Source organism: Serratia sp. TMDUHS_CL, from assembly GCF_037137105.1.
Lineage (GTDB): Bacteria > Pseudomonadota > Gammaproteobacteria > Enterobacterales > Enterobacteriaceae > Serratia > Serratia nevei.
In genome coordinates this window covers 118,265-142,228 of record NZ_JBBBDV010000013.1, presented here as the reverse complement: position 1 = coordinate 142,228, position 23,964 = coordinate 118,265, and the positions used below count along the sequence as shown (strand labels likewise).

The 23,964-nt window shown below is 57.4% G+C and carries 30 protein-coding genes; 18 read left to right on the top strand and 12 right to left on the bottom strand.

Annotation, left to right across the window (positions count from 1 at the left end):
* Nucleotides 1–90 precede the first annotated feature (90 nt).
* The gene (locus WCL58_RS21095; protein ID WP_060441091.1) at nucleotides 91–831 is read left to right on the top strand and encodes an SDR family oxidoreductase; all 741 of its coding nucleotides are present in this window, start codon (nucleotides 91–93) and stop codon (nucleotides 829–831) included.
* 64 nt (nucleotides 832–895) lie between these two features.
* Nucleotides 896–1,099, top strand: a complete 204-nt coding sequence (locus WCL58_RS21090) for a DUF1289 domain-containing protein (RefSeq protein ID WP_060425090.1) — start codon at nucleotides 896–898, stop codon at nucleotides 1,097–1,099.
* A gap of 62 nt (nucleotides 1,100–1,161) precedes the next feature.
* Here the strand turns inward: WCL58_RS21090 and nrdF are convergent, their stop codons facing one another.
* From nrdF to WCL58_RS21065, 5 genes are all read right to left on the bottom strand, one after another.
* Complete coding sequence (nrdF, locus tag WCL58_RS21085) at nucleotides 1,162–2,133, bottom strand: class 1b ribonucleoside-diphosphate reductase subunit beta (protein ID WP_038872807.1); 972 nt, start codon at nucleotides 2,131–2,133, stop codon at nucleotides 1,162–1,164.
* 8 nt (nucleotides 2,134–2,141) lie between these two features.
* Nucleotides 2,142–4,286 (bottom strand): class 1b ribonucleoside-diphosphate reductase subunit alpha, encoded by a 2,145-nt coding sequence (nrdE, locus tag WCL58_RS21080; RefSeq protein ID WP_141960023.1) that lies wholly within the window; start codon nucleotides 4,284–4,286, stop codon nucleotides 2,142–2,144.
* Nucleotides 4,268–4,672: a class Ib ribonucleoside-diphosphate reductase assembly flavoprotein NrdI gene (gene nrdI / locus WCL58_RS21075; protein WP_070913750.1), complete on the bottom strand. Its 405-nt coding sequence runs from the start codon at nucleotides 4,670–4,672 to the stop codon at nucleotides 4,268–4,270. The genes nrdE and nrdI overlap by 19 nt, the downstream gene beginning before the upstream one ends.
* Before the next feature lie 9 nt (nucleotides 4,673–4,681).
* Nucleotides 4,682–4,912: a glutaredoxin-like protein NrdH gene (nrdH, locus tag WCL58_RS21070; protein WP_004928934.1), complete on the bottom strand. Its 231-nt coding sequence runs from the start codon at nucleotides 4,910–4,912 to the stop codon at nucleotides 4,682–4,684.
* Nucleotides 4,913–5,184: 272 nt separating this feature from the next.
* A complete protein-coding gene (locus tag WCL58_RS21065) occupies nucleotides 5,185–5,616 on the bottom strand; it encodes a carboxymuconolactone decarboxylase family protein (protein WP_015378864.1) in 432 nt (143 codons plus the stop codon).
* Between the two features lie 95 nt (nucleotides 5,617–5,711).
* Between WCL58_RS21065 and pdxR the strand changes: the two genes are divergently transcribed.
* Complete coding sequence (pdxR, locus tag WCL58_RS21060; protein WP_336851561.1) at nucleotides 5,712–7,154, top strand: MocR-like pyridoxine biosynthesis transcription factor PdxR; 1,443 nt, start codon at nucleotides 5,712–5,714, stop codon at nucleotides 7,152–7,154.
* Between the two features lie 61 nt (nucleotides 7,155–7,215).
* Here the strand turns inward: pdxR and WCL58_RS21055 are convergent, their stop codons facing one another.
* Together WCL58_RS21055 and WCL58_RS21050 are read right to left on the bottom strand one after the other, a co-directional pair.
* Nucleotides 7,216–7,524: a DUF883 family protein gene (locus WCL58_RS21055; protein WP_004928950.1), complete on the bottom strand. Its 309-nt coding sequence runs from the start codon at nucleotides 7,522–7,524 to the stop codon at nucleotides 7,216–7,218.
* A 91-nt stretch (nucleotides 7,525–7,615) separates the two neighbouring features.
* Nucleotides 7,616–8,590: a nickel/cobalt transporter gene (locus WCL58_RS21050; RefSeq protein ID WP_060425082.1), complete on the bottom strand. Its 975-nt coding sequence runs from the start codon at nucleotides 8,588–8,590 to the stop codon at nucleotides 7,616–7,618.
* 199 nt (nucleotides 8,591–8,789) lie between these two features.
* On the opposite strand from WCL58_RS21050, the gene asr reads away from it, so the two are divergent.
* On the top strand, nucleotides 8,790–9,140 hold the full coding sequence (gene asr / locus WCL58_RS21045) for an acid resistance repetitive basic protein Asr (RefSeq protein ID WP_004928953.1): 351 nt from the start codon (nucleotides 8,790–8,792) through the stop codon (nucleotides 9,138–9,140).
* A gap of 195 nt (nucleotides 9,141–9,335) precedes the next feature.
* Here asr and WCL58_RS21040 read toward each other — a convergent pair whose 3' ends face one another.
* Nucleotides 9,336–9,716 carry a DUF4440 domain-containing protein gene (locus WCL58_RS21040; RefSeq protein WP_336851560.1) on the bottom strand — a complete coding sequence of 127 codons (381 nt, stop codon included), beginning with the start codon at nucleotides 9,714–9,716 and terminating at the stop codon, nucleotides 9,336–9,338.
* On the bottom strand, nucleotides 9,713–11,095 hold the full coding sequence (locus tag WCL58_RS21035) for an MFS transporter (RefSeq protein ID WP_141960019.1): 1,383 nt from the start codon (nucleotides 11,093–11,095) through the stop codon (nucleotides 9,713–9,715). The genes WCL58_RS21040 and WCL58_RS21035 overlap by 4 nt, the downstream gene beginning before the upstream one ends.
* A gap of 105 nt (nucleotides 11,096–11,200) precedes the next feature.
* Between WCL58_RS21035 and WCL58_RS21030 the strand changes: the two genes are divergently transcribed.
* The 3 genes from WCL58_RS21030 to WCL58_RS21020 all read left to right on the top strand — a co-directional run bounded on the left by WCL58_RS21030 (nucleotide 11,201) and on the right by WCL58_RS21020 (nucleotide 13,810).
* A complete protein-coding gene (locus tag WCL58_RS21030; RefSeq protein ID WP_049200821.1) occupies nucleotides 11,201–12,106 on the top strand; it encodes a LysR family transcriptional regulator in 906 nt (301 codons plus the stop codon).
* Nucleotides 12,107–12,196: 90 nt separating this feature from the next.
* Complete coding sequence (locus WCL58_RS21025; RefSeq protein WP_336851559.1) at nucleotides 12,197–13,369, top strand: MFS transporter; 1,173 nt, start codon at nucleotides 12,197–12,199, stop codon at nucleotides 13,367–13,369.
* Nucleotides 13,370–13,471: 102 nt separating this feature from the next.
* On the top strand, nucleotides 13,472–13,810 hold the full coding sequence (locus WCL58_RS21020; protein WP_038872785.1) for a DUF2002 family protein: 339 nt from the start codon (nucleotides 13,472–13,474) through the stop codon (nucleotides 13,808–13,810).
* Between the two features lie 26 nt (nucleotides 13,811–13,836).
* Here WCL58_RS21020 and WCL58_RS21015 read toward each other — a convergent pair whose 3' ends face one another.
* Both WCL58_RS21015 and WCL58_RS21010 read right to left on the bottom strand, forming a co-directional pair.
* A complete protein-coding gene (locus WCL58_RS21015; protein ID WP_016929829.1) occupies nucleotides 13,837–14,283 on the bottom strand; it encodes a DUF1198 family protein in 447 nt (148 codons plus the stop codon).
* A gap of 67 nt (nucleotides 14,284–14,350) precedes the next feature.
* On the bottom strand, nucleotides 14,351–14,686 hold the full coding sequence (locus WCL58_RS21010; RefSeq protein WP_004928976.1) for an MbeD/MobD family mobilization/exclusion protein: 336 nt from the start codon (nucleotides 14,684–14,686) through the stop codon (nucleotides 14,351–14,353).
* A gap of 184 nt (nucleotides 14,687–14,870) precedes the next feature.
* On the opposite strand from WCL58_RS21010, the gene smrA reads away from it, so the two are divergent.
* Complete coding sequence (gene smrA / locus WCL58_RS21005) at nucleotides 14,871–15,443, top strand: DNA endonuclease SmrA (RefSeq protein ID WP_336851558.1); 573 nt, start codon at nucleotides 14,871–14,873, stop codon at nucleotides 15,441–15,443.
* A gap of 64 nt (nucleotides 15,444–15,507) precedes the next feature.
* Here smrA and WCL58_RS21000 read toward each other — a convergent pair whose 3' ends face one another.
* Nucleotides 15,508–16,179: a LexA family protein gene (locus WCL58_RS21000; protein WP_019455565.1), complete on the bottom strand. Its 672-nt coding sequence runs from the start codon at nucleotides 16,177–16,179 to the stop codon at nucleotides 15,508–15,510.
* A gap of 173 nt (nucleotides 16,180–16,352) precedes the next feature.
* On the opposite strand from WCL58_RS21000, the gene WCL58_RS20995 reads away from it, so the two are divergent.
* The 10 genes from WCL58_RS20995 to WCL58_RS20950 all read left to right on the top strand — a co-directional run bounded on the left by WCL58_RS20995 (nucleotide 16,353) and on the right by WCL58_RS20950 (nucleotide 23,921).
* On the top strand, nucleotides 16,353–16,721 hold the full coding sequence (locus tag WCL58_RS20995) for an antiterminator Q family protein (RefSeq protein WP_123892442.1): 369 nt from the start codon (nucleotides 16,353–16,355) through the stop codon (nucleotides 16,719–16,721).
* A gap of 270 nt (nucleotides 16,722–16,991) precedes the next feature.
* On the top strand, nucleotides 16,992–17,396 hold the full coding sequence (locus tag WCL58_RS20990) for a phage tail terminator-like protein (RefSeq protein ID WP_172962896.1): 405 nt from the start codon (nucleotides 16,992–16,994) through the stop codon (nucleotides 17,394–17,396).
* Nucleotides 17,397–17,522: 126 nt separating this feature from the next.
* Nucleotides 17,523–18,185: a phage tail protein gene (locus tag WCL58_RS20985; protein ID WP_019455562.1), complete on the top strand. Its 663-nt coding sequence runs from the start codon at nucleotides 17,523–17,525 to the stop codon at nucleotides 18,183–18,185.
* A gap of 73 nt (nucleotides 18,186–18,258) precedes the next feature.
* On the top strand, nucleotides 18,259–18,612 hold the full coding sequence (locus WCL58_RS20980) for a phage tail assembly chaperone (RefSeq protein ID WP_019455561.1): 354 nt from the start codon (nucleotides 18,259–18,261) through the stop codon (nucleotides 18,610–18,612).
* Nucleotides 18,609–18,914: a DUF1799 domain-containing protein gene (locus WCL58_RS20975; protein WP_123895543.1), complete on the top strand. Its 306-nt coding sequence runs from the start codon at nucleotides 18,609–18,611 to the stop codon at nucleotides 18,912–18,914. Before WCL58_RS20980 ends, WCL58_RS20975 begins: the two co-directional genes overlap by 4 nt.
* Before the next feature lie 55 nt (nucleotides 18,915–18,969).
* The gene (locus WCL58_RS20970; RefSeq protein WP_123892439.1) at nucleotides 18,970–21,414 is read left to right on the top strand and encodes a phage tail tape measure protein; all 2,445 of its coding nucleotides are present in this window, start codon (nucleotides 18,970–18,972) and stop codon (nucleotides 21,412–21,414) included.
* A 74-nt stretch (nucleotides 21,415–21,488) separates the two neighbouring features.
* A complete protein-coding gene (locus WCL58_RS20965) occupies nucleotides 21,489–21,830 on the top strand; it encodes a phage tail protein (protein WP_141960006.1) in 342 nt (113 codons plus the stop codon).
* An 8-nt stretch (nucleotides 21,831–21,838) separates the two neighbouring features.
* Nucleotides 21,839–22,591, top strand: coding sequence for a phage minor tail protein L (locus WCL58_RS20960; protein ID WP_336851557.1), 753 nt, complete (start codon nucleotides 21,839–21,841; stop codon nucleotides 22,589–22,591).
* A gap of 2 nt (nucleotides 22,592–22,593) precedes the next feature.
* Nucleotides 22,594–23,304, top strand: a complete 711-nt coding sequence (locus WCL58_RS20955; RefSeq protein WP_123892436.1) for a C40 family peptidase — start codon at nucleotides 22,594–22,596, stop codon at nucleotides 23,302–23,304.
* On the top strand, nucleotides 23,301–23,921 hold the full coding sequence (locus WCL58_RS20950; RefSeq protein WP_060441078.1) for a tail assembly protein: 621 nt from the start codon (nucleotides 23,301–23,303) through the stop codon (nucleotides 23,919–23,921). Before WCL58_RS20955 ends, WCL58_RS20950 begins: the two co-directional genes overlap by 4 nt.
* The last annotated feature ends 43 nt before the right edge of the window (nucleotides 23,922–23,964 follow it).

Sequence of the window (23,964 nt, the reverse complement as noted above, 5' to 3'; positions counted from 1 at the left end):
TATTTCGGATAGTGATAACGAAGAATAGGGGATTATTCGCCGTGCCGAAAGGTGCATGATGACAACTCACTGACCCAGGAGGAGAGACTTATGCAGAACGCCACTCAACGCGTCACCATCGTCACCGGCGCATCTCGCGGCATCGGCGCCGCCATTGCCGAGCGTCTGGCCGCCGACGGTTTTACCGTCATCATCAACTATTCAGGCAACCCGGCGCCGGCCGATGAACTGGTGCGCAAGATAGAACAGGCGGGCGGCCGCGCGCTCGGCGCCAAAGCCGACGTCAGCGATGCGGCAGCGGTTTCCCGATTGTTCGACAGCGCCGAACAGGCGTTTGGCGGCGTCGACGTGCTGGTCAACAACGCCGGGGTGATGGCGCTGGCACCGGTGGCGGACATGCGCGATGAAGACGCGGATCGCCTGATCGACATCAACCTGAAAGGCAGTTTCAACACGATGCGCGAGGCGGCGAAGCGCCTGCGCGACAACGGCCGCATCATCAACTTCTCCTCCAGCGTGGTGGGGCTGCTGCAGCCGGGGTACGGCATGTATGCCGCCAGCAAGGCGGCGATCGAGGCGCTGACCAGCGTGCTGGCAAAAGAGCTGCGCGGCCGCAATATCACGGTGAACGCCGTTGCGCCGGGGCCGACCGCGACCGGGCTGTTCCTCGACGGTAAAACCCCGGAGCTTATCGAGCGGCTGGCGAAGATGGCGCCGCTGGAGCGCCTGGGCACGCCGGAAGATATCGCCGCGGCGGTGGCCTTCCTCGCCGGGAACGACGGCGGCTGGATCAACGGCCAAACCCTGCGCGCCAACGGCGGCATCATCTGATTGACGACGCGCCGCCGCAGGATCGGGTATCCTGTGGCGGCACACATCACATCAAGGGCGGTTTATGGCGGGCGACAATCAGCAATTCCAGCACGGCGTGAGATCGCCCTGCGTCAGCCTGTGCCGCATCGACGACGAAACCCAGCGGTGCCGGGGATGTCGGCGCACGCGGGCGGAGATCGCCGCCTGGCCGACCGCCAGCGACGCGGAGAAACGCGCTATTTGGCGGCGGCTTGAGCTGCGTGCGGCCTTCAAGCAAAACACATAGTCGCGGGAGCACGACACGTCGCACTCCCGCGAAAGCCTTTTCCTGATACGGCCAGCCAGCCCTCAGAAATCCCAGTCCTCATCCTCGGTGTTGACCGCCTTGCCGATGACGTAAGACGAACCGGAGCCGGAGAAGAAGTCGTGGTTTTCATCGGCGTTCGGCGACAATGCCGACAGGATAGCCGGGTTGACCTCCGCCATCGCCGGTGGGAACAGCGCTTCATATCCCAGATTCATCAGCGCCTTGTTGGCGTTGTAGTGCAGGAAGGTTTTCACGTCTTCCGTCCAGCCGACGCCGTCGTACAGCTCCTCGGTGTAGCGCACCTCGTTGTCGTACAAATCCTGCATCAGGTCGAAGGCGAAGTTTTTCACCTGCCGGCGCCGCGCGGCGTCCACTTTCTCCAGCCCTTTCTGGAACTTATAGCCTATGTAGTAGCCGTGCACCGCCTCGTCGCGAATGATCAGGCGGATCAGATCGGCGGTGTTGGTCAGCTTGGCGCGGCTCGACCAGTACATCGGCAGATAAAAGCCCGAATAGAACAGGAACGACTCGAGGAACACGCTGGCAACCTTCTTCAACAGCGGATCGTCGCTGCGGTAGTGGGCCAGAATGATGCCGGCCTTTTTCTGCAGCGCGCGGTTTTCCTCGCTCCAGCGGTAGGCATCGTCCACATCCGGCGTTTGGCACAGGGTGGAGAAGATTGAGCTGTACGAGCGGGCGTGTACCGCCTCCATAAAGCTGATGTTGGAGTACACCGCCTCTTCGTGCGGCGTCAGCGCATCGGCGATCAGGGCCGGCGCGCCGACGGTGTTCTGGATGGTGTCCAGCAGCGTCAGCCCGGTAAACACCCGAATGGTCAGCTGCTGCTCCTTCGGCGTCAGCGTGGCCCAGGAGGGGATATCGTTGGACAGCGGCACCTTCTCCGGCAGCCAGAAGTTGGAGGTCAGGCGGTTCCATACCTCCAGATCCTTGTCGTCTTCGATGATGTTCCAGTTGATGGCGCGCACCAGCGGCGCCGATGTTAGGGTCGTCATAAGTTGCCTCACAGCGAGCAGGACACGCAGCCCTGCACCTCGGTGCCTTCCAGCGCCATCTGGCGCAGGCGGATGTAGTAAATGGTCTTGATGCCTTTGCGCCAGGCGTAGATCTGCGCGCGGTTGATATCGCGGGTGGTGGCGGTATCGCGGAAGAACAGCGTCAGCGACAGCCCCTGATCGACGTGCTGCGTGGCGGCGGCGTAGGTATCGATGATCTTTTCCGGGCCAATCTCGTAGGCATCCTGGTAATACGCCAGGTTGTCGTTGGTCATGTAGGGCGCCGGGTAGTAAACGCGGCCAATCTTGCCTTCCTTGCGGATCTCGATGCGCGAGACGATCGGGTGGATGCTGGAGGTGGCGTTGTTGATGTACGAGATGGAACCGGTCGGCGGCACCGCCTGCAGGTTCTGATTGTACAGCCCGTGCAGCATCACCGACTGGCGCAGCGCGCGCCACTCGTCGCGGCCCGGAATGGCGATGCCGGCGGCGGCGAATAGCTCGCGTACCCGCTCGGTTTGCGGCAGCCAGTCGCGTTCGGTGTACTTGTCGAAGTACTCGCCGCTGGCATAGCGGGAGTGTTCAAAACCGTCGAAGGCGCCGCCGCGCTCGATCGCCAGCCGGTTCGAGGCGCGAATGGCGTGATAGGCCACGGTATAGAAATAGAGGTTGGTGAAGTCGATGCCTTCTTCCGAGCCGTAGAAAATGCGCTCGCGCGCCAGGTAACCGTGCAGGTTCATCTGGCCCAGGCCGATGGCGCGGGCGCTGCGGTTGCCCTCGGCGATCGACGGCACCGAGCGGATATCGCTCATGTCGGCCACCGCAGTCAGCGCGCGGATCGCGGTCTCGATCGCCTTGCCGAAGTCCGGCGCGTCCATGGTTTTGGCGATGTTCAGCGAGCCGAGGTTGCAGGAGATGTCCTTGCCGATGCGATCGTAGCTCAGATCCTCGTGATACGTGCTGGCGCGGTTGACCTGCAGGATCTCCGAACACAGGTTGCTCATGTTGATGCGCCCGGCGATCGGGTTCTCCCGGTTGACGGTGTCCTCGAACATCACGTACGGGTAGCCGGATTCGAACTGGATCTCCGCCAGCACCTGGAAGAACTCGCGCGCGTTGATGCGCGACTTGCGGATGCGCTTGTCGTCCACCATCTCGCGATATTTCTCGCTGACGGCAATCTCCGAAAACGGCACGCCGTACACCCGTTCGACGTCGTAGGGTGAGAACAGGTACATCTCTTCGTTGTTCTTCGCCAGCTCGAAGGTGATATCCGGGATCACCACCCCCAGCGACAGCGTTTTGATGCGGATCTTCTCGTCGGCGTTTTCCCGTTTGGTGTCGAGGAAACGCAGAATGTCCGGGTGGTGGGCATTGAGATACACCGCGCCGGCCCCCTGGCGCGCGCCGAGCTGGTTGGCGTAGGAGAAGGCGTCTTCGAGCATTTTCATGATCGGAATGACGCCGGAGGACTGGTTCTCGATGCGCTTGATTGGCGCGCCCACCTCGCGAATATTGCTCAGCAGGAAGGCCACGCCGCCGCCGCGTTTCGACAGCTGCAGCGCGGAGTTCACCGCCCGCCCGATCGATTCCATATTGTCTTCGATACGCAGCAGGAAGCAGGAGACCAGCTCGCCGCGCTGGCGTTTGCCGCAGTTGAGGAAGGTTGGGGTGGCCGGCTGGAAGCGGCCGGAAATCATCTCCTCCACCAGATCCTGCGCCAGCCCGGTGTCGCCCGCCGCCAGCGTCAGCGCCACCATGCATACCCGATCTTCGTAGCGCTCCAGATAGCGTTTGCCATCGAAGGTTTTGAGCGTATAGCTGGTGTAATACTTGAAGGCGCCGAGGAAGGTCTCGAAGCGGAATTTTTTGGCGTAGGCCTGCTGGAACAGCTGCTTGATAAATGGGAATTCGTACTGCGCCAGCACCTGCGGCTCGTAGTAGCCTTCCTCCACCAGATAGCGCAGCTTTTCCTCCAGGTTATGGAAGAACACGGTGTTTTGGTTGACGTGCTGCAGGAAGTAGTGCCGCGCCGCCAGCCGATCTTTATCGAACTGGATCCGGCCTTCCGCATCGTAGAGATTGAGCATCGCGTTGAGCGAATGGTAATCCAGCGCGCCCGTCTCGGGCCTGGTCAGTTCTGTCGTTGCCAAAATGCGGTTACTCCCTGTCGAACGTTTTCAACGTCTTGCGCGGTGCCGAGCAGCTCGAAGCGGTACAAAAAAGGCACCTGGCATTTTTTGGCGATGATGTCGCCGGCGATGCCGTATGCTGCGCCGAAGTTGGTGTTCCCGGCGGCGATGACGCCGCGCAGGTGTGAACGGTTTTGCGGAACGTTGAGAAAGCGGATGACCTGGATCGGCACCGCGCCGACGGCGCTGCCGCCGCCATAGCTGGGCACGATCAAGATATAGGGTTGTTCCATCAGCAATTTGCTGCGGGCACCGGCGATCGGAATGCGGATCGCCGGTAGGCCCAGTTTCTCAACGAACCGATGGGTGTTCTCCGAGCTGCTGGAGAAATAGACCAGCGGATTCATCGGCGGGCCTCAGCAGGTGAGCGCCAGCGCGCCGATCTTGTCCGGCCGGAACCCGGACCAGTGATCGTCACCGGCGATAATCACCGGAACTTGCTGATAACCTAAGGATTTAACGTGGTTCAGCGCCTGCTGATCCTGGGTGAGATCGATCACCTGATAATCAATCCCCTGTTTATCAAATGCGCGATAGGTGGCGTTGCACTGGACACAGTCCGGCTTACTGTAAATAATAATGCTCATGATTCGCATTTACCTTTAGGCTGAAGGAAAGGCGGACAAGTCAGATAACGGAGCATCGTTCCTGGCGTTTCTGACGGCGTTATCAACCGAACGACACTCCCTGCGGCTGACCCATAAAATACTATATGTTGATATTTGTTTTATCAACCACGCTATATATGGTGTCTTGTCAGGTTGGAGGCGCAGGCCGCGCCGGGGCTGGAAAAGGCGAGGGAAAAAATTTTTGCGGGTGTGAAATTCCCCCTCTCAGTGAAGAGGGGGAGGCGAGCGCATTACTGGCGCATGCTGACGGCCAGCCGGTTGAAGGCGTTCATGATGCTGATGGCGAAGGTCAGATCGGCGATCTCGGTATCGCTGAAGTGCGCCTTCAGCGCCTCGAAAGCGCTGTCCGGTGCGCCGGTGGCGGCGATCAGCGTCACCGACTCGGCCCATTCCAGCGCGGCGCGTTCGCGCTCGCTGAACTCATGGCTGACGCGCCAGCCCGCCAGCGTATCCAGCTTGGCATGGCTGAAGCCGCTTTCGCGCAGCGCTTTGCCGTGCATATCCAGGCAGTAGGCGCAGCCGTTGATCTGCGAAACGCGCATAAACATCAACTCGATGGTCGCCTTGTCCAGGGCACCTTTCTCCAGCGCCATCAGCGCGCTTACCATATTTTTGTACGGGGCGGGCGCCAGCTCGGCATAGTTCAAACGTTGCTTAATCATGGTCAACCTCAATCGGTAGTAACGAAATCATGCCGCTACTTTAGCGGCCTTATGGTCTATGCTATAGGGCCATAAAATGATTATTTAACCAGGCCATGATGCCATCTTTCCTGACCTCGCTGCGGCTGGACAACCGGCTGGCGGAACCGCTGTACCGGCAGATTTACCTGCGGATTAAAGACGCCATCGCCCAGGGCAGCTTGGCGGCGGGCAGCCGATTACCCTCAGTGCGCGGGTTGGCGAGCGATCTGGGCGTGGCGCGCGCCACGGTGGAAAGCGCCTACGCGCAACTTATTGCCGAAGGTTTCTTGCAGAGCCGCGGGCAGGCGGGCACCTATGTCTCGCCGCAGCTGCCGCAGCTGCCGCACGTGCCGCCGGGCGGGGTATCCGCTGCGCCGCCGCTGGCGGCGATGGCACCCGATCCGCTGCAGCCGCAGGGCATGCTGCAGCCTTTCCAACTGGGCGTGCCGGCGCTGGACGCGTTTCCCCGGGCGTTATGGCAGCGCATTGTCGCCCGCCAGCTGCGCGGTTCCACGGTGGCTTCCCTGGCGCTGCCGCCGGCCGGCGGCCTGCCTGAGCTGCGTGAGGCGATCGCCCATTATCTGCATTTGTCGCGCGGCATCAGCTGCAGGCCGGAGCAGGTTTTCCTCTGCGCCGGTTATCCGGCGCTGTTGGACTGGGTGGTGGAGACGCTGTTGCACGCCGGCGACGCGGTATGGATCGAAGATCCCGGCTATCCGGCCACGCGCCCGCTGCTGCGGGCCGCCGGCGTCAGGCCGATCGCCGTGCCGGTGGATGAACAAGGCATGGACGTGGCCGCCGGTATGCTGACGGCGCCTGAGGCGCGGCTGGCGGTGGTGACGCCAACCCATCAAAGCCCGCTCGGCGTCACGCTCAGCCTGGCGCGGCGCATGGCGCTGCTCGACTGGGCGCAGCAGCGCAGGGCCTGGATCCTGGAAGATGACTACGACAGCGAGTTTCGCTATCACGGGCGGCCATTGCCGCCGCTGAAAAGCCTCGATGTTCAGGGGCGGGTGCTGTACGCCGGCACCTTCAGCAAAACGCTGTTCCCGGCGCTGCGCATGGCCTACCTGGTGGTGCCCGCCGGCCTGACGGAGGCCTTTGCGCGCAGCAGCCGGCTACGTGGCTGCGGCTGCCCGCCGCTGCTGCAGGCCGGCGTGGCGAATTTTATCCGGCAAGGGCATTTCTACCGCCACCTGAAACGCATGCGGCCGCTGTACCGCCAGCGGCGTGAGTGGCTGACGCAGGCGCTGGAACGGCAGCTGGGGACGTGGCTGACGGCGGTGCCGCAACAGGGCGGCATTCAGCTGTTGGCCCGGCTGCGTGACGGGGTGGCGGATACGCCGTTGGCGGCGCAAGCCTGGCAACAGGGGTTGGCGGTGCAGGCGTTATCGGACTGGCGAATCGATCATCCGGCGGGGCAGGGGTTACTGCTGGGGTTCGCCAATTTCAGCCGGCGAGAGGAAACGGAGCGGGCGGTGCAAGGACTGGCACAGCTGTTCAAACGCACAAATTAAACGGCCCGCGATTTCCGCGGGCCAGACGCACATCTGTTTTATCTTTATGACTGCAGGGGTGTTAACGCCGGGCCAGCAGCACGCCGAGCACGATGCCGACGGCGGCACCGATCCCTACGCCCTGCCAAGGTTTGTCACGCACATAGCTGTCTGCTTGATCGACCGCGTCGCGCGCATGCTGTGTCAGACTGGTGGAGCCATTGAACCGCGCCCGGGCGTCGCGCAGCACGCCTTTCGCCTTACTGTGCAGCTCTTTCAGTTCCTCTTTGGTCTTGTCACCGGACTCGCGCAACACTTCATCCAGCGTATCGGCCAACAGAGTGACGTCCTGATCGATATCGCGTTCTGTTCTTTCCGCTTTCTTAAACATTCAGCTCTCCATTTCGACACATGTCTTTTAAGTGTAGACCATGCCGAGATTTATGTGGCCGATCACGCAAAAAAACGACGATTTACCGGCGTTAGCAGCCGGCGGCGATAAAATCGCCGTTGGCGCTGACCGGGATCACCGAATTGAACAACACCAGCGCGAACAGGATCAGGATCACGCCGCCGAGCATCACGGCGATGCGCGACGCCTGTGCCAGATAGTAGCCCGTCAGGCCGGGTTGATGGGCCAGAAAACGCTCGCGCGCGTGGTGCACCAGCGTGGCGAGGATCATGATCGACAGCCCGGTGCCCAGCGCCATGCTCATGGCGGAGATCACCCCCCAGGTGAACATGCCGATGGCGTTGGCGAACACCAGAATCAGGATGGCGCCGCTGCATGGACGAATACCGATGGAGACGATCAGCCACAGCGCGTTGCGCCAGCCGCCGGTCAGTTCGGCTGCGCCGGGCTGATGCCGGTGGCCGCACTCGCACGCCGCGCTATGCGCGTGGTCCGCTGGGTGCAGCGCCTGAATGACCGGCGCGCGGCGCCGACGCCAGCGCCAGCCGCTGGCGCGCAGGATCACCATCAGGCCGAAGGCGGCGATGAAGACCGCGCTGCCTTTTTCCACCCAATAACGGCTGAGGCTGAGATCGCCCATCGACAGGTTGAGCGCCACCGCCAGCACCACCACGAACACAATGGCGACCACGCCTTGCATCAGGCTGCCCAGCAGGGTGATCGCCCGGCTGGCGTTCAGCCGTTCGCGGTGGGTGGCCAGATAAGTGGTGATGACGAACTTGCCGTGGCCGGGGCCGATGGAGTGCAGGAAGCCGTAAGCGAAACTGGCCAGCGTCAGCATTAGCCCGCCGCTGTATTGCTGGTTACGCTGCTGCAGCAGATAGAGCACCAGATAGCGGTGCATGTAAATCTGGAAGTTGATGCAATACTGCACAAACTCGGCCCAGTGCCGCACGAACAGGTAGAGCAGCGTCAGCAGCAGCAGACCGGCGAGGGCCAGACCGGCGTAGCGGCCCGGCGCGTGTTTCAGCGAGACGGTTTTCATAGCGTGAGCGAGCCTGTACGAGGGGCATCTTCCTTCAGCATATACCCGCCGATGCGGTTCACAAGCGCCGTTCACAAACGTTGTACATTTGGTTACTCGGCGAAACCAATCACTCACGGAAACGGCAGTTTGATTCCACTAGTATCTGTTTCAACGGCTCCACCGGAGCTTACCGAAACAACACTCTGAGGATTTAAAGATGAAAAAAGTATTAGCGCTGATCGTTGCTGCCACTATGGGTCTGTCTTCTGTTGCTTTCGCTGCTGATACTGCAGCTACTGCTCCGGCTACCACCACCGCGCCAGCTGCGACCACCACTACCGCTGCGCCAGCGGCTGCTGCTGAAAAAGCACCAGCTAAAGCAACGCACCACAAGAAAGCTAAGCACCACAAAAAAGCGCCAGCCCAGAAAGCTCAGGCCGCTAAAAAGCACCACAAAAAAGCGCCAGCTCAGAAAGCCCAGGCTGCTAAAAAACACCACAAAAAAGCGCCAGTGCAGAAAGCTCAGGCCGCTAAAAAACACCACAAAAAAGCCGGTAAAAAAGCTTAATTAAGTGATGTTTGCGGAACCGAAAGGTTCCGCACTCTCCAGCCCGTACTCCAGACACCCGGTTCTTCCGGGTGTCTTCTTTTGAGGCGACGAACGATGATCAATCGCTATCTGTTTGAAGTCATTTTCAGTGCGGTAACCCTGTGCGGGGTGATCGTCGGTTGGGAACTGTTTTTGGCCGGCAGCTTTTTGTAATTATTGCGCCGCGGCGGTTTCGTGCAAATGCCGCCAGCCGAGTACGTTGGGCTGACGTTCAAAGACCACCGTGGAATAGCGCAGCGTGGCGCTTTGCCCCGGCAGGCTCTGTTTTTCCCGGTAGCTGACTACCGCGCCCGTCGGCCATTCGGCCACCAGCTTCATCTCTTCTATCTCGATTTCCAATCCCGGTTTGGCGGCGCGATGCGCACGGAAAAAGGCGCACAGCGCGGCAAAATCCAGCGGAGCGCCGCTCAGCGCGATCATGCTGAAATCCGGCGTAAAGCGCGCCAGCAGCGCCTGTTCTTCTCCAGCCCCTTTGCCCAGCCAGCGTTCAATGGCGATGTGGGCGTCGAGCACTTCGGTAAAGTACGGGTTCATAAAGCATCCTGTTGAGCGTTGAGTTGGCGCACGATGGCGCGGTTGGCGAGGCGCAGGCACAGCAGCAGCGGGATAAATACGCTGGCGCCCGCCAGAATGAAGCAGGTGCGGTAGGCCGCCGCGGGCGGCAGCCCGGTCAGCAGCAAATTCAGCAGCAGGCTGAGCAGCGCCACGCCGAGGCAAAAACTGAGCTGGCGATTGATGTTCCACAGCGCGCTGGCGTCCGCCAGCTGAGCGTCGGGGATCTGCAGGAACGCGCTGCTCTGCGCGGTGCTGCTGCACAGGCTGCCGCCAAACCCCATCAGGGCGAAGGCGGCGATCTGCAATGCGTGCTGGCCGGCCAGATCGATCTGCGCCAGCGTCAGCATGCCGGCGCCTTGCAACAGGCAGCCGGCGATCAGCAGCGGCCGCGGGCCGAGGCGGTTAAAAGTTTTGCCGGTCAGCGTGATGGCCAGGAACGACGCCAGCGCCCAGGGCAGCATCAGGCCGCCGACCTGGGCGGCGGGCATCCCCAGCTGGTTTTGCAGATACAGCATCGCCACCAGGCTGACGCCGATGAACAGGCCGGGAATGCACAAATAAACCGCCATGGCGTTGCGCAGCAGCGGATCGGCGACCAGCCGCAGGTTCAGCAGCGGCTGCGGGGTGCGCAGGCTATGGCGCAGATAATAGGCCAGCACCAGCAGGCCGGCGGCCAGCAGCGCCGCGCCGGAAGCCTGATGACCGGCCTCGCTCAGCCGAGTCAGGCCGAGCAGCAGCAGCGTCAACGCCGCGCAGGCGCTCAGCAGCCCTTTGCCGTCGAGCGGTTTACGCACCGCCGCCGACGTTTCCGCGCGCAGCCACAGCGCCGCCAGCGCCAGGGCCAGGGCCGCCAGCGGCAGGTTGGCGAAAAACACCCAGCGCCAGTCCAGCCGATCGACGAGCCAGCCGCCCAGCGCCGGTGACAGCGCCGGCGCCAGCAGCCCCACCAACATGATGGCCGCCGACAGCCCGGCGCGTTCATGGCTGCGGTACAGCTGGTAGGTCAGCGTTTGGCCGATGGGGATCAGTAAGCCGCCGCCCATGCCTTGCAGGGTGCGCCAGCCGATCAGCGCGCCGATGCTGTCGGCGTTGCCCGCACCGAGGGTGGCCAGCATGAACAGCGCCAGCGACAGCAGGAACACCCGCCGCCCGCCGATGCGCTGCGCCAGCCAGGCGCTGAGGGGGATCACCAGCGTCAGGCCGAGAATATAGCCGTTGCTGACCCACGCCAGTTGGCTGACCGACGCCCGCATCGCCTGGCCGATGGCGGGGTAGGCGACGTTGGCGATAAACATATTGATCAGATCGACGAAAAAGCCGAGCAGATAGACGATTGCCACTTTGCTGCGATAAGACATGGTGCCTCCGGTTGAAGGCGAGCAGTGTATCGGGGGGAAAAGTGCGGATAAATCGGCGGCGGGCGATTACACTGTCAAAATGATTTTGACAATAAGGGCGGCGAAATGCTGAATCTGCAGCGCCTGGCGATCTTTGCGGCGGTGGTGGAAGCGGGCAGCTTTACCGCGGCAGCGGCGGCGCTGGGGCAAACCAAGGCGGTGGTGAGCTTTAACGTCAAACAGCTGGAGAACGAGCTGGGGGTGTCACTGCTGGCGCGCAGCACCCGGCGGCTGTCGCTGACCGACGCCGGCGAACGCTTTTACCAGCGCAGCCTGCAGCTGCTGCAGGAGGCGGAAAACGTGCTGGACGACGTGCGTCGCGATCATCACGGCCTGAGCGGCGTGCTGCGCATCACCAGCACGCCGGAGTACGGCGCGCAGGTGGTGGTGCCGGCGCTGGCGGCTTTTTCGCGGCAGCATCCGCGGCTGCGCATCCAGCATGTCTCTTCTTCTTATCATGCCGATCTGATCTCGGAGCGCTTTGACGTGGCGATCCGCCTGGGCCAGCTGGCGGACTCCAGCCACCGCGCGGCGCTGATCGACAGCTTCGCCATTTTTCCGGTGGCGTCGCCGGGTTATCTGGCCGACCGACCGATTCATTCGCTGACGGATCTGGCGCAGGCGCAGTGGATCGCCCACAGCCGGCTCAGTTCACCGCTCAGCTGGCAGGTGGCCACGCCGCAGCGCGAAGCGGTGCTGTTCAAGGTCGCGGACGCTGCCACGCTCACTGGCGACAGCGCCGCGGCATTGCTGGCGTTCGCCCTGCATGGCGCCGGGGTGGCGCTGCTGCCGGCGTGGCTGGCACAGCCCGAAATCGACGCCGGGCGGCTGCAGCGGTTGCTGCCGGATCACCGTTTCCCCGAGCAGAGCATCTATGCGCTCTACCCGAACACCCGCCATGTGCCGGAAAAGGTACGGGCGTTTATCGATTTTCTGCGCGCGCGGGTGGCGGCAAAATCGTTAGCGAAATAATAATTCGTTATAACTCTCTCATTTATCATCAGATCCCATCGGGGTATGCTGGCAATCTCTGTCTACCCCGTCCGATGCGAGCCACCTTCGATGATCGCAGAAAATAACCTCCAGCTGAACCGACGCATTCTGTCCGTGGTGATGTTCACCTTCGTCTGCTACCTGACCATCGGCCTGCCGCTGGCGGTGCTGCCGGGATTTGTGCATGAGCATCTGGGCTACAACTCGGTGCTGGCGGGCCTTATCATCAGCGCGCAGTACTTCGCCACGCTGTTCAGCCGCCCGCACGCCGGGCGCTATGCCGATCAGCTGGGGCCGAAGAAGGTGGTGCTGTTCGGCCTGGCGTGCTGCGGTGCCAGCGGCCTGTTTTACGCGCTGGCGTTCGGCGTTGACGGTTACCCGTGGCTCAGCCTGCTGTTGCTGTGCGTGGGGCGGGTGTTTCTCGGCGTCGGCGAAAGCTTCGCCAGCACTGGTTCCACGCTGTGGGGCATCGGCCGGGTCGGAGCGATGCACACCGCGCGGGTGATTTCCTGGAACGGCGTTGCCACCTACGGGGCGATGGCGGCCGGGGCGCCGCTCGGCGTGTACCTGAATCAGCAGTGGGGATTGGCCGGGGTGGCGGCGCTGATCGTGCTGGCGGTCGCGGTGGCGCTGCTGTTGGCGAGCGGCAAGCCGGACGTCTCGATCGCCGCCGGGCAGCGCATCGCCTTTCGCGCGGTGTTCGGTCGCATTTGGGCCTATGGCCTCGGGCTGGCGATGGGCACCGTCGGCTTCGGCGTGATCGCCACGTTCATCACGCTTTACTATGCCGACAAAGGTTGGAGCGGCGCGGCGTTTTCGCTGACGCTGTTCAGCTGCGCCTTCGTCGGCATCCGCCTGATCTTCAGCAACGTCATCAACCGCCACGGCGGTCTGAAGGTGACGCTGGCGTCGTTTCTGGTCGAGATCGTCGGGCTGCTGTTGATCTGGCTGGCCGGTGAGCCCTGGATGGTGCAAACCGGCGCGTTGCTGGCCGGCGCCGGTTTCTCGCTGGTGTTCCCGGCGCTGGGCGTCGAGGCGGTGAAACAGGTGCCGCCGCAGAATCAGGGCACGGCGCTCGGCACCTATTCGGCGTTCCTCGACCTGGCGCTGGGCATCACCGGCCCGCTGGCCGGGCTGCTGATTGGGCAAGCGGGCGTGCCGTCGATCTATCTGGCGGCGGCGCTGCTGGTGGCGCTCGGGGTTATGCTCACTCTGCGCCTGCTGCAGCGCAGCCGGGCTTGATTCAGGAATAGTCCGAAACCCGGATTCCTCCCCAGAAAATCATTGTTTCGGTGAATGATTACGGTAAGGTCGCTCAGCGGTCCAGAATGAGAGGAGGAATCGATGTATTTACGGCCGGATGAAGTGGCTAAAGTGTTGGAGAATACCGGCTTTGAGCGTGATTATGTCACCGATCAGGCCTATGGCTACCGCAAGGGTGCACACTACGTGTATGTGAACCGCGAAGCGCGGATGGGCAGAACCGCGTTGGTGATCCACCCGGCGTTGAAAGAGAGAAGCGTGCATTTCGCCACGCCAACCTCCCCGGTGCGCACCAGCGAGCAGTATCTGGAATTTCCCCTGGATTTAAGCGGCGACGCCCCGAACCTGCGTTACGGCATCGCACACGGCTTCAGCTCGCGCGAAGCGCTGTCGCGCTACCTCTTCAGCATGTTCCTGTAATCGGTCCCCCGCTTCGGGGGACGCGATCAGCCGTGGGCCAACGCTTCGCGGTTGAAACGCTCGTTGTAGGCGCGACGGAACTGCGCCAGTTCAAACGCATCGATATCCAGCTCGGCGAAGTAAAACAGCGCCGCTTCGGTGTGCTCGGCGTGCAGCTCCGGCGATAGCCCGGCGCGCAGCAGCACGTCGCGCCACAGGGCAATCTGTTCGTCGTCCGCCTGTTTGATGAACGTCAGGTAGATGAACAGCAGATAAGCCGCCTGGTGCATATCTTCGGTGTAGCCGTTGTTCAGCATGCGAATAAAGGTCTGGCTTTGGCGGCCGCCCATTTCCTGGATCATCGATTCGATCAGCATCGGTTTGACCCTCAGCAGATGGGCCAGCGAATCGATGGCTTTGCGGGTGTCGGACGTCAGGATGCGGTAACCGATAATGAATACGACGATCAGGGCGGCGAGGATGATCCAGGTCATTTAGGCTTTATTACACTCTCAATACGCCAGAAGAGGGGCGGGAGGCGCTGTGCGACAGCGCCCGCTATCAATGCTGTTCGCCGCTGAAATTACCGACCGCGCTCTGTTGGCGCAGGTGGTGATTGAAGGTGGCCGCGTCTTTGGCCAGCGCGTCCAGATGGGCGCCGAGCATTTTGATCTGCTTCACCAGCGCATGCTGTTCCGGCACCGAACTGGCGGTGCTCAGTTTGCGCGCCAGTTGTTCATTCTGCGCCCGCAGCGCGGCTTCGCGCTGTTTGGCTTCTTCCAGCAGTTGCTGCAGCGCCTGGTAGCTCTGCTGCCATTCGCGGTGTTGCCGTTCGAAGCTGCTCTGCAACTCATTCATCGCATTTTGAAACTGGATTTCCAGCTCGCGCATTGTCATGGGCTCGATCCTTTGCGGCACTCAATGATGGCTTAGCAGTATAGCGAAAACTGTTCGCAAGCTCACCCGTTGACGACAAATGAGACAAATGCTGCTGACAATTCCCGGCTTGCAACCGCGCCAAGGCGTCTTACAATCGCCCCCATTCCCGGCCGTAAAGGCTGCCGTTCAAGAGAGGTGGGAGATGAGCGAGCAGGAAAAAGACTTTTTTGAACAGGCGATGGCGGACGTGGTGCCGTTGGCGAGCGGACGGCAGACGCTGTACCTCAAGCCGCAGGAGGCGATGGACAAAAGCGCGCGGCGCGAAGCGCAGCGGCTGATGCAGGAAAACTTCCTCAGCACCGATTTTCTCGAGGTGATCCCCTGCGAACAGCCGCTGGAGTTCAAAGGGGAAGGCATTCAACAGGGCGTGTTGGACAAGCTGCGCAACGGGCGTTATCCGCCGCAGGCGTCGCTGAACCTGCTGCGTCAGTCGGTCGAAGCCAGCCGGCAGGCGCTGTTTCGCTTCATCGTGCAGGCGGAGGCGAAAAACCTGCGTTCGCTGCTGATCGTGCACGGCCGCGGACGGCAGAACGAAAGCCATCCGAATATCGTGCGCAGTTACGTCGCCAAATGGCTGGCGCAGTTTGAACAGGTACAGGCGTTTTGCCGCGCCTTACCGCGCGACGGCGGCGAGGGCGCCTGCTATGTCACGCTGCGTAAATCGGCGCAGGCCAAGGCGGAAAACTTTGAGCGCCACGCCAAGCGCAGCCGTTGAGTGAGGAAACCGCTATACCTCAGGAGAATGATTGCGGCGTGACATGAGACATGAAACAGCGGACTTATCGATGGCGACGAGATTTACCCGAAAAGATAACAGTACCGATGATATGGCAGTTGCTGTTGATTGGGATGTAACGTTCCGGCCAATCAGGATTGAGTGCTTTTAGCATCCGTTCTGAGCCCTCTTCAATAAAACGTTTAAATGTGGTTTCGCCGAAGTCGCTCATTAAAGCGATCACGTCATCGCCATTCCAGGGGGTAACATCAGGATCGACAAAAATCAGATCGCCAGGGGAGTATTCCGGGCTCATTGAATCGCCGACCACACGCAAAATGTAGGTCCTTTCCCCACAGGCGACAGGGCAGGGATAGTGTTCTGTTTGAATCAAATCAACCTCTGAAAACGCGATTTCCGTCCAGGCTCCTGCCTGAACCCAGGATATCACCGGAACCAATTTTATCTTTTTATCGTTGCCGTACGATGTTTCCTGAACGTTGGTGTGGCCGGCGGCGGTGTCATGGGTTTTATCCAACCATCCGGTAGCAAGAGAAAAACAAATTTCCATATGGCGAGCGAGATCGTCGCCAATTTTTTTTGTGGGGTTTTTACCGATAACTCGGCTGATTTGCGTCGCTTCGCGATCCAACATGGCAGCGAAGTTTGAGTTGCCGCCCACGCCGTCGCGCAATTTTCTGGCGTTTTCCCGTCGGATTTCTTCGATCGTTTTCATATCACTTATTACAGCATATGTACCAAAATGGTACAAGTTACTTGTTTAACTATTTTTTATATGCATAATGTATCCATTGGGTACATTTATTGATGGTTTTAGTCAGAGTAAATGTACTTTTAGCACATTTTTTGAGTGATAGTGAATTCATAAGGTACATTCCAGGAGGGGGCATGAGGGATATACAGCAGGTATTGATGCGGTGGGGAGGCTGGGCGCGGGAACATCCTTCGATGGGATACTCTCATATCGCTGCGGGCTTTAAGGGATTGTTGCCGCATACGGCAAAGAATCGCCTTTCTTGTTGTGATGAAGACGGATTGGCTGTCGATCGTGCCGTTGCTCGATTGCAGGCTATACGTCAACCAGAAGAGTTGGAATTGATTCTGCGTCACTATGTGTATGGCGAATCAAAATCGGCTATCGCACGTGGTTGGAAATGCTCTGAAGGGAGAGTTCGTCAGCAAATGCAAATTGCGGAAGGTTTTATAGATGGATGTTTATCTCATGAGGAAATAAAGTTGCAGATGGAAAAATATTAGCGTATTCATAAAAAAGCTGAGATTTTTCACATTTTTTATATAGCCCCGTTTATCGGGGTGTTTTTGTTTGTTTTGTTTTTTAATTTAAAAAATAATAAAATAATTCTTCTCGCTTCGAATTTTATCATGTAGCTTGATAACATCTGAAGTTGGTATGCATGAGGCATTAATTCTAATTTTTTATTCTCGTTGAGAAAAACACCGTATAGGGGTGTGTCAATTCCTGATGGGCATGAGAGGATTTATGGGTTAAATAATTTGGAGGTTGTGTTGAGTACCTTAAAGATAAAAGATTTGTTTGAGTCGGTACTGTTGCAATGGGCGGAAAAAAACAATATCGACTATACGTTGGCAAATTTCCCTGTTGAGGGAAGTGCGGTGTTGCATCTTGAGCCATTTATTGTTCCTGCAGTCAATCAGGGGGTCGGTGTTTCTCAGGATGTGACGGTATACAGCGGTAATTATCAGATCAATATTGTGATCAAAAAAGGCGAGGGGAGCCATGAGGGCTATCTGTTAGCGGAGCGGGTGTTGTCACTTTTTCCCAATGGTGCTGAGCTTTCCGATGATTATTTGAGCTGCAGTATTAATTCCCCGGCCAGTGTTTTACCTGCTATTCAAAAAGAAGATAGCTATATTATTCCTGTTAGTATCAGTTATTGGTCTCAGTCATGAGGTTTCTAATGCGCTGAGACGTAACCGATTATAAATGCAATGAAGAAGCACATCAAAATGATGTCTTTCTTTTTATCTGTTACCGCCTCATGGCGGTTTTTTTATATCTAAAAATGGAGAATTACCATGAGTTTTGCATTACCTAATGGCGCAACTGTATTTGCCGGTATCCCTGCTACTTCGACGGTAGCAACGACGGCGGTTAGCAACGCTAATGGCGCTGTATTTACTCTGGCCACAGGTCATGGTTTGAAAATTGGGGACATTGTCATTGTCAATTCAGGCTGGGGGCTGATTGATGACTTGGTTGCCAAGATCACAGCCTCAACCGATACCAGCGTTACTATTGGTGCGATCAATACTTCGGATGTGAAGTTTTTCCCTGCCGGTATCGGTAAAGGTGCACTGACTAAAGTCGCCAACTGGACCCAAATTCCGCAAATTACCGAAGTGGCTCAGTCGGGCGGCGATCAACAATATGCTCAGGTTCAGTTTCTTGAGGATGATCGTCAACGCAACCTCGCGACATTCAAGGCGGCGAAAACGCAAACCTTTACCTTCGCTCACGATTCGACACAGCCAATTTATAGCGTGTTGCAGAATGCGGATCGTAATGGCGATGTTTTGGCATTTTATATGTACGTCCCTAAAGCTAACGAACTGCGCTATTGGTCAGCAATTCCATCTTTTGACCCTCAACCAACAACGGCTGTCAACCAGGTGGAAACTGTGGCTGTATCGCTGGCAATTCAGTCCAGCGACATGACTTTCTATAAAACTACCCTTTAATCGGTACGGCGAACAGGTCTTATCTCGGTAAGGCCTGTTTTTCAACGACACTATTTTTGCTTGGAGCTTTTTCATGATGACTGAATTTACCCTTAACCCAACCCCAACTTTTAGCATTGACGTCGCTATTCCACGTGCGGGAAGCGAGGATGGAATATTGACATTTTCGTTCAAACATAAAAAACGCAGCCAATTGGAAACGCTGGAAAAATCGCTGCGCGAAGCAACCGAACAGCAATTGGATGCGGGTAGCTACAACAATGAACCTATGGCCGATTTCTTACACGAAATTTGTGATGGATGGGCATTGCCCGACACGTTGAATAGAGAAAGCATTATCACATTGCTTGATAACTATCCGCGCGCGTTTGATGCAATTGCCACTGCGTATACCAAAGAGTTGATGGTGGTACGGGAAAAAAACTGACGGCGCTTGCCGAGGCTTTCTACACGCCTAAAACCCCTCCCGAAGAGCTTGCCGCATTTGGATTAACGATAGATGACTACGAAACGGTCACTCTGGAAATCTGGCCGGATATGGTATCAGCTGTCACTATTTTCCAGATGATGGCGACGCAGTGGCGTATCGGAATGAATGGTGTCACCGGGTTGGATTATAACTGTCTGCCTTGGTTAATGAAGGTTTATGCGGTAGATGACGAGGCGAGCACATTAAATGATATCCGTATTATGGAAAACGCAGCGCTAAGAGTCATTCACCGAAAATGATCGCCTGCGAGGGTGCCAGCCCCGTGCTGGCTTTTGTTGTGGCGAGGAGCCAGACATGGCAGATATTGCAACCATGACGCTGCGTATTCATACCGGTGATTTGCAGCGTGCGAATAAAGAATTGAACGACTTGCAACGTAACGCTTCGGCAACCGTCGGTAAAATCGATGTGCTGAATCGCGCTTTTCGTAGTGGGGCGCAGGATCTCCGCCGCTATAGTGATAGTTTACATCAGATGTCGACTCGGCTGGGTCCGTTAAATAATGAATTGGGCAAGTTGATTCGGCAGCAACGTCAAACCCAGAGTTCAGTTTCCCGCAGCGCCTTCGATGAGCAAGGTTTAAGGCGCCATGGGGCGGCGCTGCAGCAGCTTAGAAGGCAAATGGGGCAGCAAGCTGCTGATATGCATACTGGTAATAATAATGCCAAAGCCTATAAGGAAACATTAAACACTCTATCAACCAATATGTTGGGTTTGGTGTCGTCATTGGCGTCGGGGGAGCCTGTTTGGAAAGTTGCGCTAAATCATGGGGCACAACTGGTCACTTCATTTGGTGGCGTAAGCAATACGTTGCAAGCATTACGCCCATTGCTGGTGACCACCAGCGCCGCTTTGGGTGGGGTCATCGGTGGTGTCGCAACGTTGGCCAGTTGGGGCTATAACGTCCGTGAATCATTCGACAGTATGCGAACTTCCATCATTATGACCAACGGCCAGGCCTTCAACTCGATTGGCCAAATGGAGTCTCTGGCAGTTTCTATCGGTTCAATGACGAACAGCAGCATCAGTTCGAATGAAACATTACTCACGTCTTTGAACCGTTTGGGACGTTATTCCGCGCCGCAGATAGGCATTATTGCCAAAGCAACGCAGGATCTTGGTGCGGTGACCGAGGTGACCGCTGAAGAGGTTGAAGCCAACTTCCGCAAAATAGCGGACGATCCCGTTAAAGGATTGGCGGAGTTGGGTAAGCAGTATGGCTTTGTCAACGTTGAGATGTTAGAGCATGTCTCTCGTTTGGTAGATGCTGGGAAAAGCACCGATGCGGCTACGTTGGCGATGCAGTTCTATGGTGATGAGACCGGCAGGCAGTCTGCGGCTATCATGGAAAACATGTCTCCGCTGTCGCTGATGTGGATGGACGTTAAAAAATGGGCTTCTGATGCCGCACATGGCGTTGGCGTGGATATGTTGGCCATGGCCAGGTTGGTGAAAGATATCGTGGGCACGCTTATCGATGAAGTCAGGCTGTTAATCACAAAAGGCGATGGATTGATTTCCGGCTTTATCGTTGATTCTTTGGGGCCTATCGCCAAGATGGCCCACGTTGACTTTCTTAACGGTTTTATTGAGACGAATAAAAAAATTGTTGAGGACAGCCAGAAGACCTCCGCTAAGTTAGAGGAGAGCATCTTTCAGGGGCACGCAAGAATCAGTGCCGGTCTTGCAGGATATCGTGAGGCCATGACGGCGGAACAACCGCCTGTTCACAAGGGGGACAGCCGTGAGCAAATAGACACGTGGCTGGGTAAGCGCAATAAGCGCTCCGGATTTTATTCTCCCACGGCGGTAGCGGCCCCTGTCTCGTCGGCGAAAGGGCAAGAAAAGCCCGACTACGGCCATATTGCGGCGGATTACATTAATCAACAACGCTCAAAATCCCAGCAAGTACTGCAAGAAAGCGGAGTGAGTGACCGTGAATTGCAACGCCGTCGTGAGCTTCAGCAGTTGAGTCGGGAGAATAAAGAAAACCCGTTTGCGGCAAATATGGTGAGTGAGCTGACAAACACATTCGCCGCTGAAGATAAGGTTCGTGGCGACTGGCTTGCCGGTGCACGTAAAGGATGGAGCGAATATCTGGATACTGCGACCAACGTTTACGCCTCTATGGCGGATGTTGGGCGAGCCACCTTTAACGGCCTTTCCGGAATGTTGACGGATATGGTCACCACAGGGAAAACCAGTTTTCAAGAGTTTACTTCCTCTATCTTGAAAATGATCGTCCAGGTTATCAATCAGTTGTTGGTGGCGTTTATGGTGCAAAAAGCCATGGGATGGATTGCCCGAGATGCTTCTTCGGGCGGTAACACTCCCGGGGCGGTGCCGATGGGGTTGAAGTCCTCCGGTGGGTATACCGGTGATGGCGGCAAGTATGATGCTGCCGGCGTTGTGCATCGCGGTGAGTTTGTCATGACCAAGGAGGCGACGCAGCGTATTGGCGTAGGTCATCTTTACGCCATGATGCGCGGCTACGCTGACGGTGGTTTGGTCGGCGAGCGTGCACCGATGTTCGGACTGAAAGGCGATCGGGGAGGCGGTATTACGGTAAATAGTACTGTGGTGATGAGCCAGGATGGCAATGCGCGTAACGCCGGTGAGTCTCCTGCGGGAGGGATGGGGAAAATCGTACAGGGTATCGTCAACCAAGCGATTACCGAACGGTTGAGCAAAGAACTAAAACCGGGGGGATTAATTTGGAATGCCTCGGGAGCGCGCTGATTTTATCGGTGCTAAAACTACGAAATATACGGTCACAACCCGCTACGGCGGGTTTTTTTATGTCTGGAGTAAATATGCCAATCGATACTTTTCAATGGCGCACGCAGGCGGCACCTGTCGGCAACTTTTCTCACAATGTCCGCAGCGCACAGTTTGGCGACGGATATAAGCAAATCAGCAGCAATGGGTTAAACAGCGTTACCCAATCCTGGCAGCTGGTCTATACCGGCCACCCTACGGTTACGGAGTTGCTGTTGGCTTTTTTAAATGCGCATGTGATCCGCGCCTTTTTCTGGACGCCGCCCGGCGGCAGAAAAAATCTGTTTAGAGTCAAATCTGACTCCATCACGGTATCACCGCTTTCACGCAATGTGTTTTCGGTGAGTTTTACCTTTGAACAGGCCTTCGGGGTGTAGGGGGAGCCATGTCATATCACAGCGATGTGCAAAAATTAGAGCCCGGTGAAGTTATCCAATTGATTGAAATTGATGGGACCGGTTTTGGCGCGGACATCCTGCGCTTCCATGCGTACAGCCTTCCTCGGGAGTCTGAGGAGCTTGCTGCGTCTGCAGGGGATGAGCAACGCCTGAAGCCCAGGTCAATTTGGTGGCGGGGCCAGGAATATGAAGCTTACCCGTATGAAATTACCGGTTTGGCCACGACAACCGACGGTTCACAGCCTACGCCGAAACTGCGCGTTGCTAATATCAGCAATGTGGTGACTGCGTTATGTCTGGCGTACAGCGATCTTGTCCAGGCCAAAGTCTCCGTGCATCAGACCTTTGTGAAATACCTTGATGCGCGCAACTTTCCGGCAGGCAATTCGCTGGCGGATGCCAGTCAGGAACGGGTGCAGGTATTTTATATCGATAGCAAAACTGCTGAGACTAACACCGTCGTGGAATTCCAACTGGCCACACCTTTTGATTTGCAGGGGCAACAATTGCCGTCACGGCAAATCCATGGTTTGTGCACGTGGTGTATTCGCGGTTGGTATCGTACAGGAAGAGGTTGCGACTACGGCGGCGTTGCCGGCTTCGACAAAGATGATCAACCGGTGGACGATCCCGCGTTGGATGTCTGTGGCGGCCGTGTTTCCTCATGCAGAAAAAGGTTTGGTGACGCCCAGCCGCTCTCCTTCGGTGGTTTCCCTGGTTCAAATCTTTTAGGGAAATGAGCATGCAAGAACATGTTATGCAGGCCATATATGAGCATGCCCGCTCGGTGTACCCGAATGAAAGCTGCGGTTTTGTGGTGCTCAGTGGCCGTAAAGTACGGTATTTGCCGTGTGATAATGTGGCTGACTGCCCGCTGGAAGGGTTTGTTATTGCTCCGCAGGACTATGCTCGTGCGGAAGCGTGTGGGGAAATTATTCGCATTATTCACAGCCATCCCGATGTGCCAAATGTAGTTCCTTCTGAGTTGGACCGGGTTCAGTGCGATCATTCGGGTATTGTCTGGGGCATTTTGTCGTGGCCTGAAGGGGATTATCTCGAAATTGCACCGCGTGGCGATCGTCCGTTGATTGGCCGCAACTGGCTGCTGGGACATGCCGATTGCTGGTCATTGATCATGGATTATTACCACCGGCAGCATGGAATCATGCTGAATAATTACTCCGTAGAGCATGAGTGGTGGAGAGATGGTCATACCCGACTCTATGACGAGCATTGGTATCGTGAAGGGTTTCGTGAATTTGCGGGAGAAATACGGCCGGGTGACATGATCATGATGCAAATTTCAGCTCCGGTGACAAACCATGCGGGGATTTATTTAGGGGATAGCATGATGTTGCATCATCTCTATGGCCAGTTAAGCCAACGTTATCCCTATAACGGCTATTTCCAAGAACGAACGGTACGAGTGGTCAGGCGTAAGGAGTTGTTATGAACAAGGTAGCGAGAACAATCAGGTTAGGAGGCCAACTGGGCAAGCGGTTTGGCAAGACTCACCGGTTGGTGGTCGAAGATACTTGTGAAGCCTTGCGCGCGTTGTGCGTCACGGTCGAGGGGTTTGAGAAATATATGATGGGCGCTCATCGCCAAGGCATTCACTTCGCTTTTTTCAACGGTGATCAAAATATCGGGGTTGAAGAGTTCGCAACCTCGAAAGGTGATGCCGTGATCCGCATCATGCCGATCATTGCGGGCAGCAAGAACGGCGGCATGTTCCAGATAGTGCTCGGCGTTGCCGCTTTGATAGGGGCATTTTATACGGGGGGCGGCACGTTGGCGCTTTGGAAGGCATCCATGGCAACTTCTCTCACCGTTTCAACGCTCAGCATGATGGGTGCTTCCATGGTGATGGGCGGTGTCATCCAGATGTTGACACCGCAACCCAGCTTCGGCATGTCTGTTTCACAATCGGTGGAGAACAAACCCTCGTATGCTTTCGGTTCCCCGGTCAATACCACTGCACAGGGCTACCCTGTGCCCATTTTGTACGGTGAACGCGAGATCGGGGGGGCGGTGATCTCAGCGGGCATTTACGCCGAAAACCAACAATAGGACGTTTCTTTATTCATCATGGTCGCTCAGGCGGCCTTTTTTT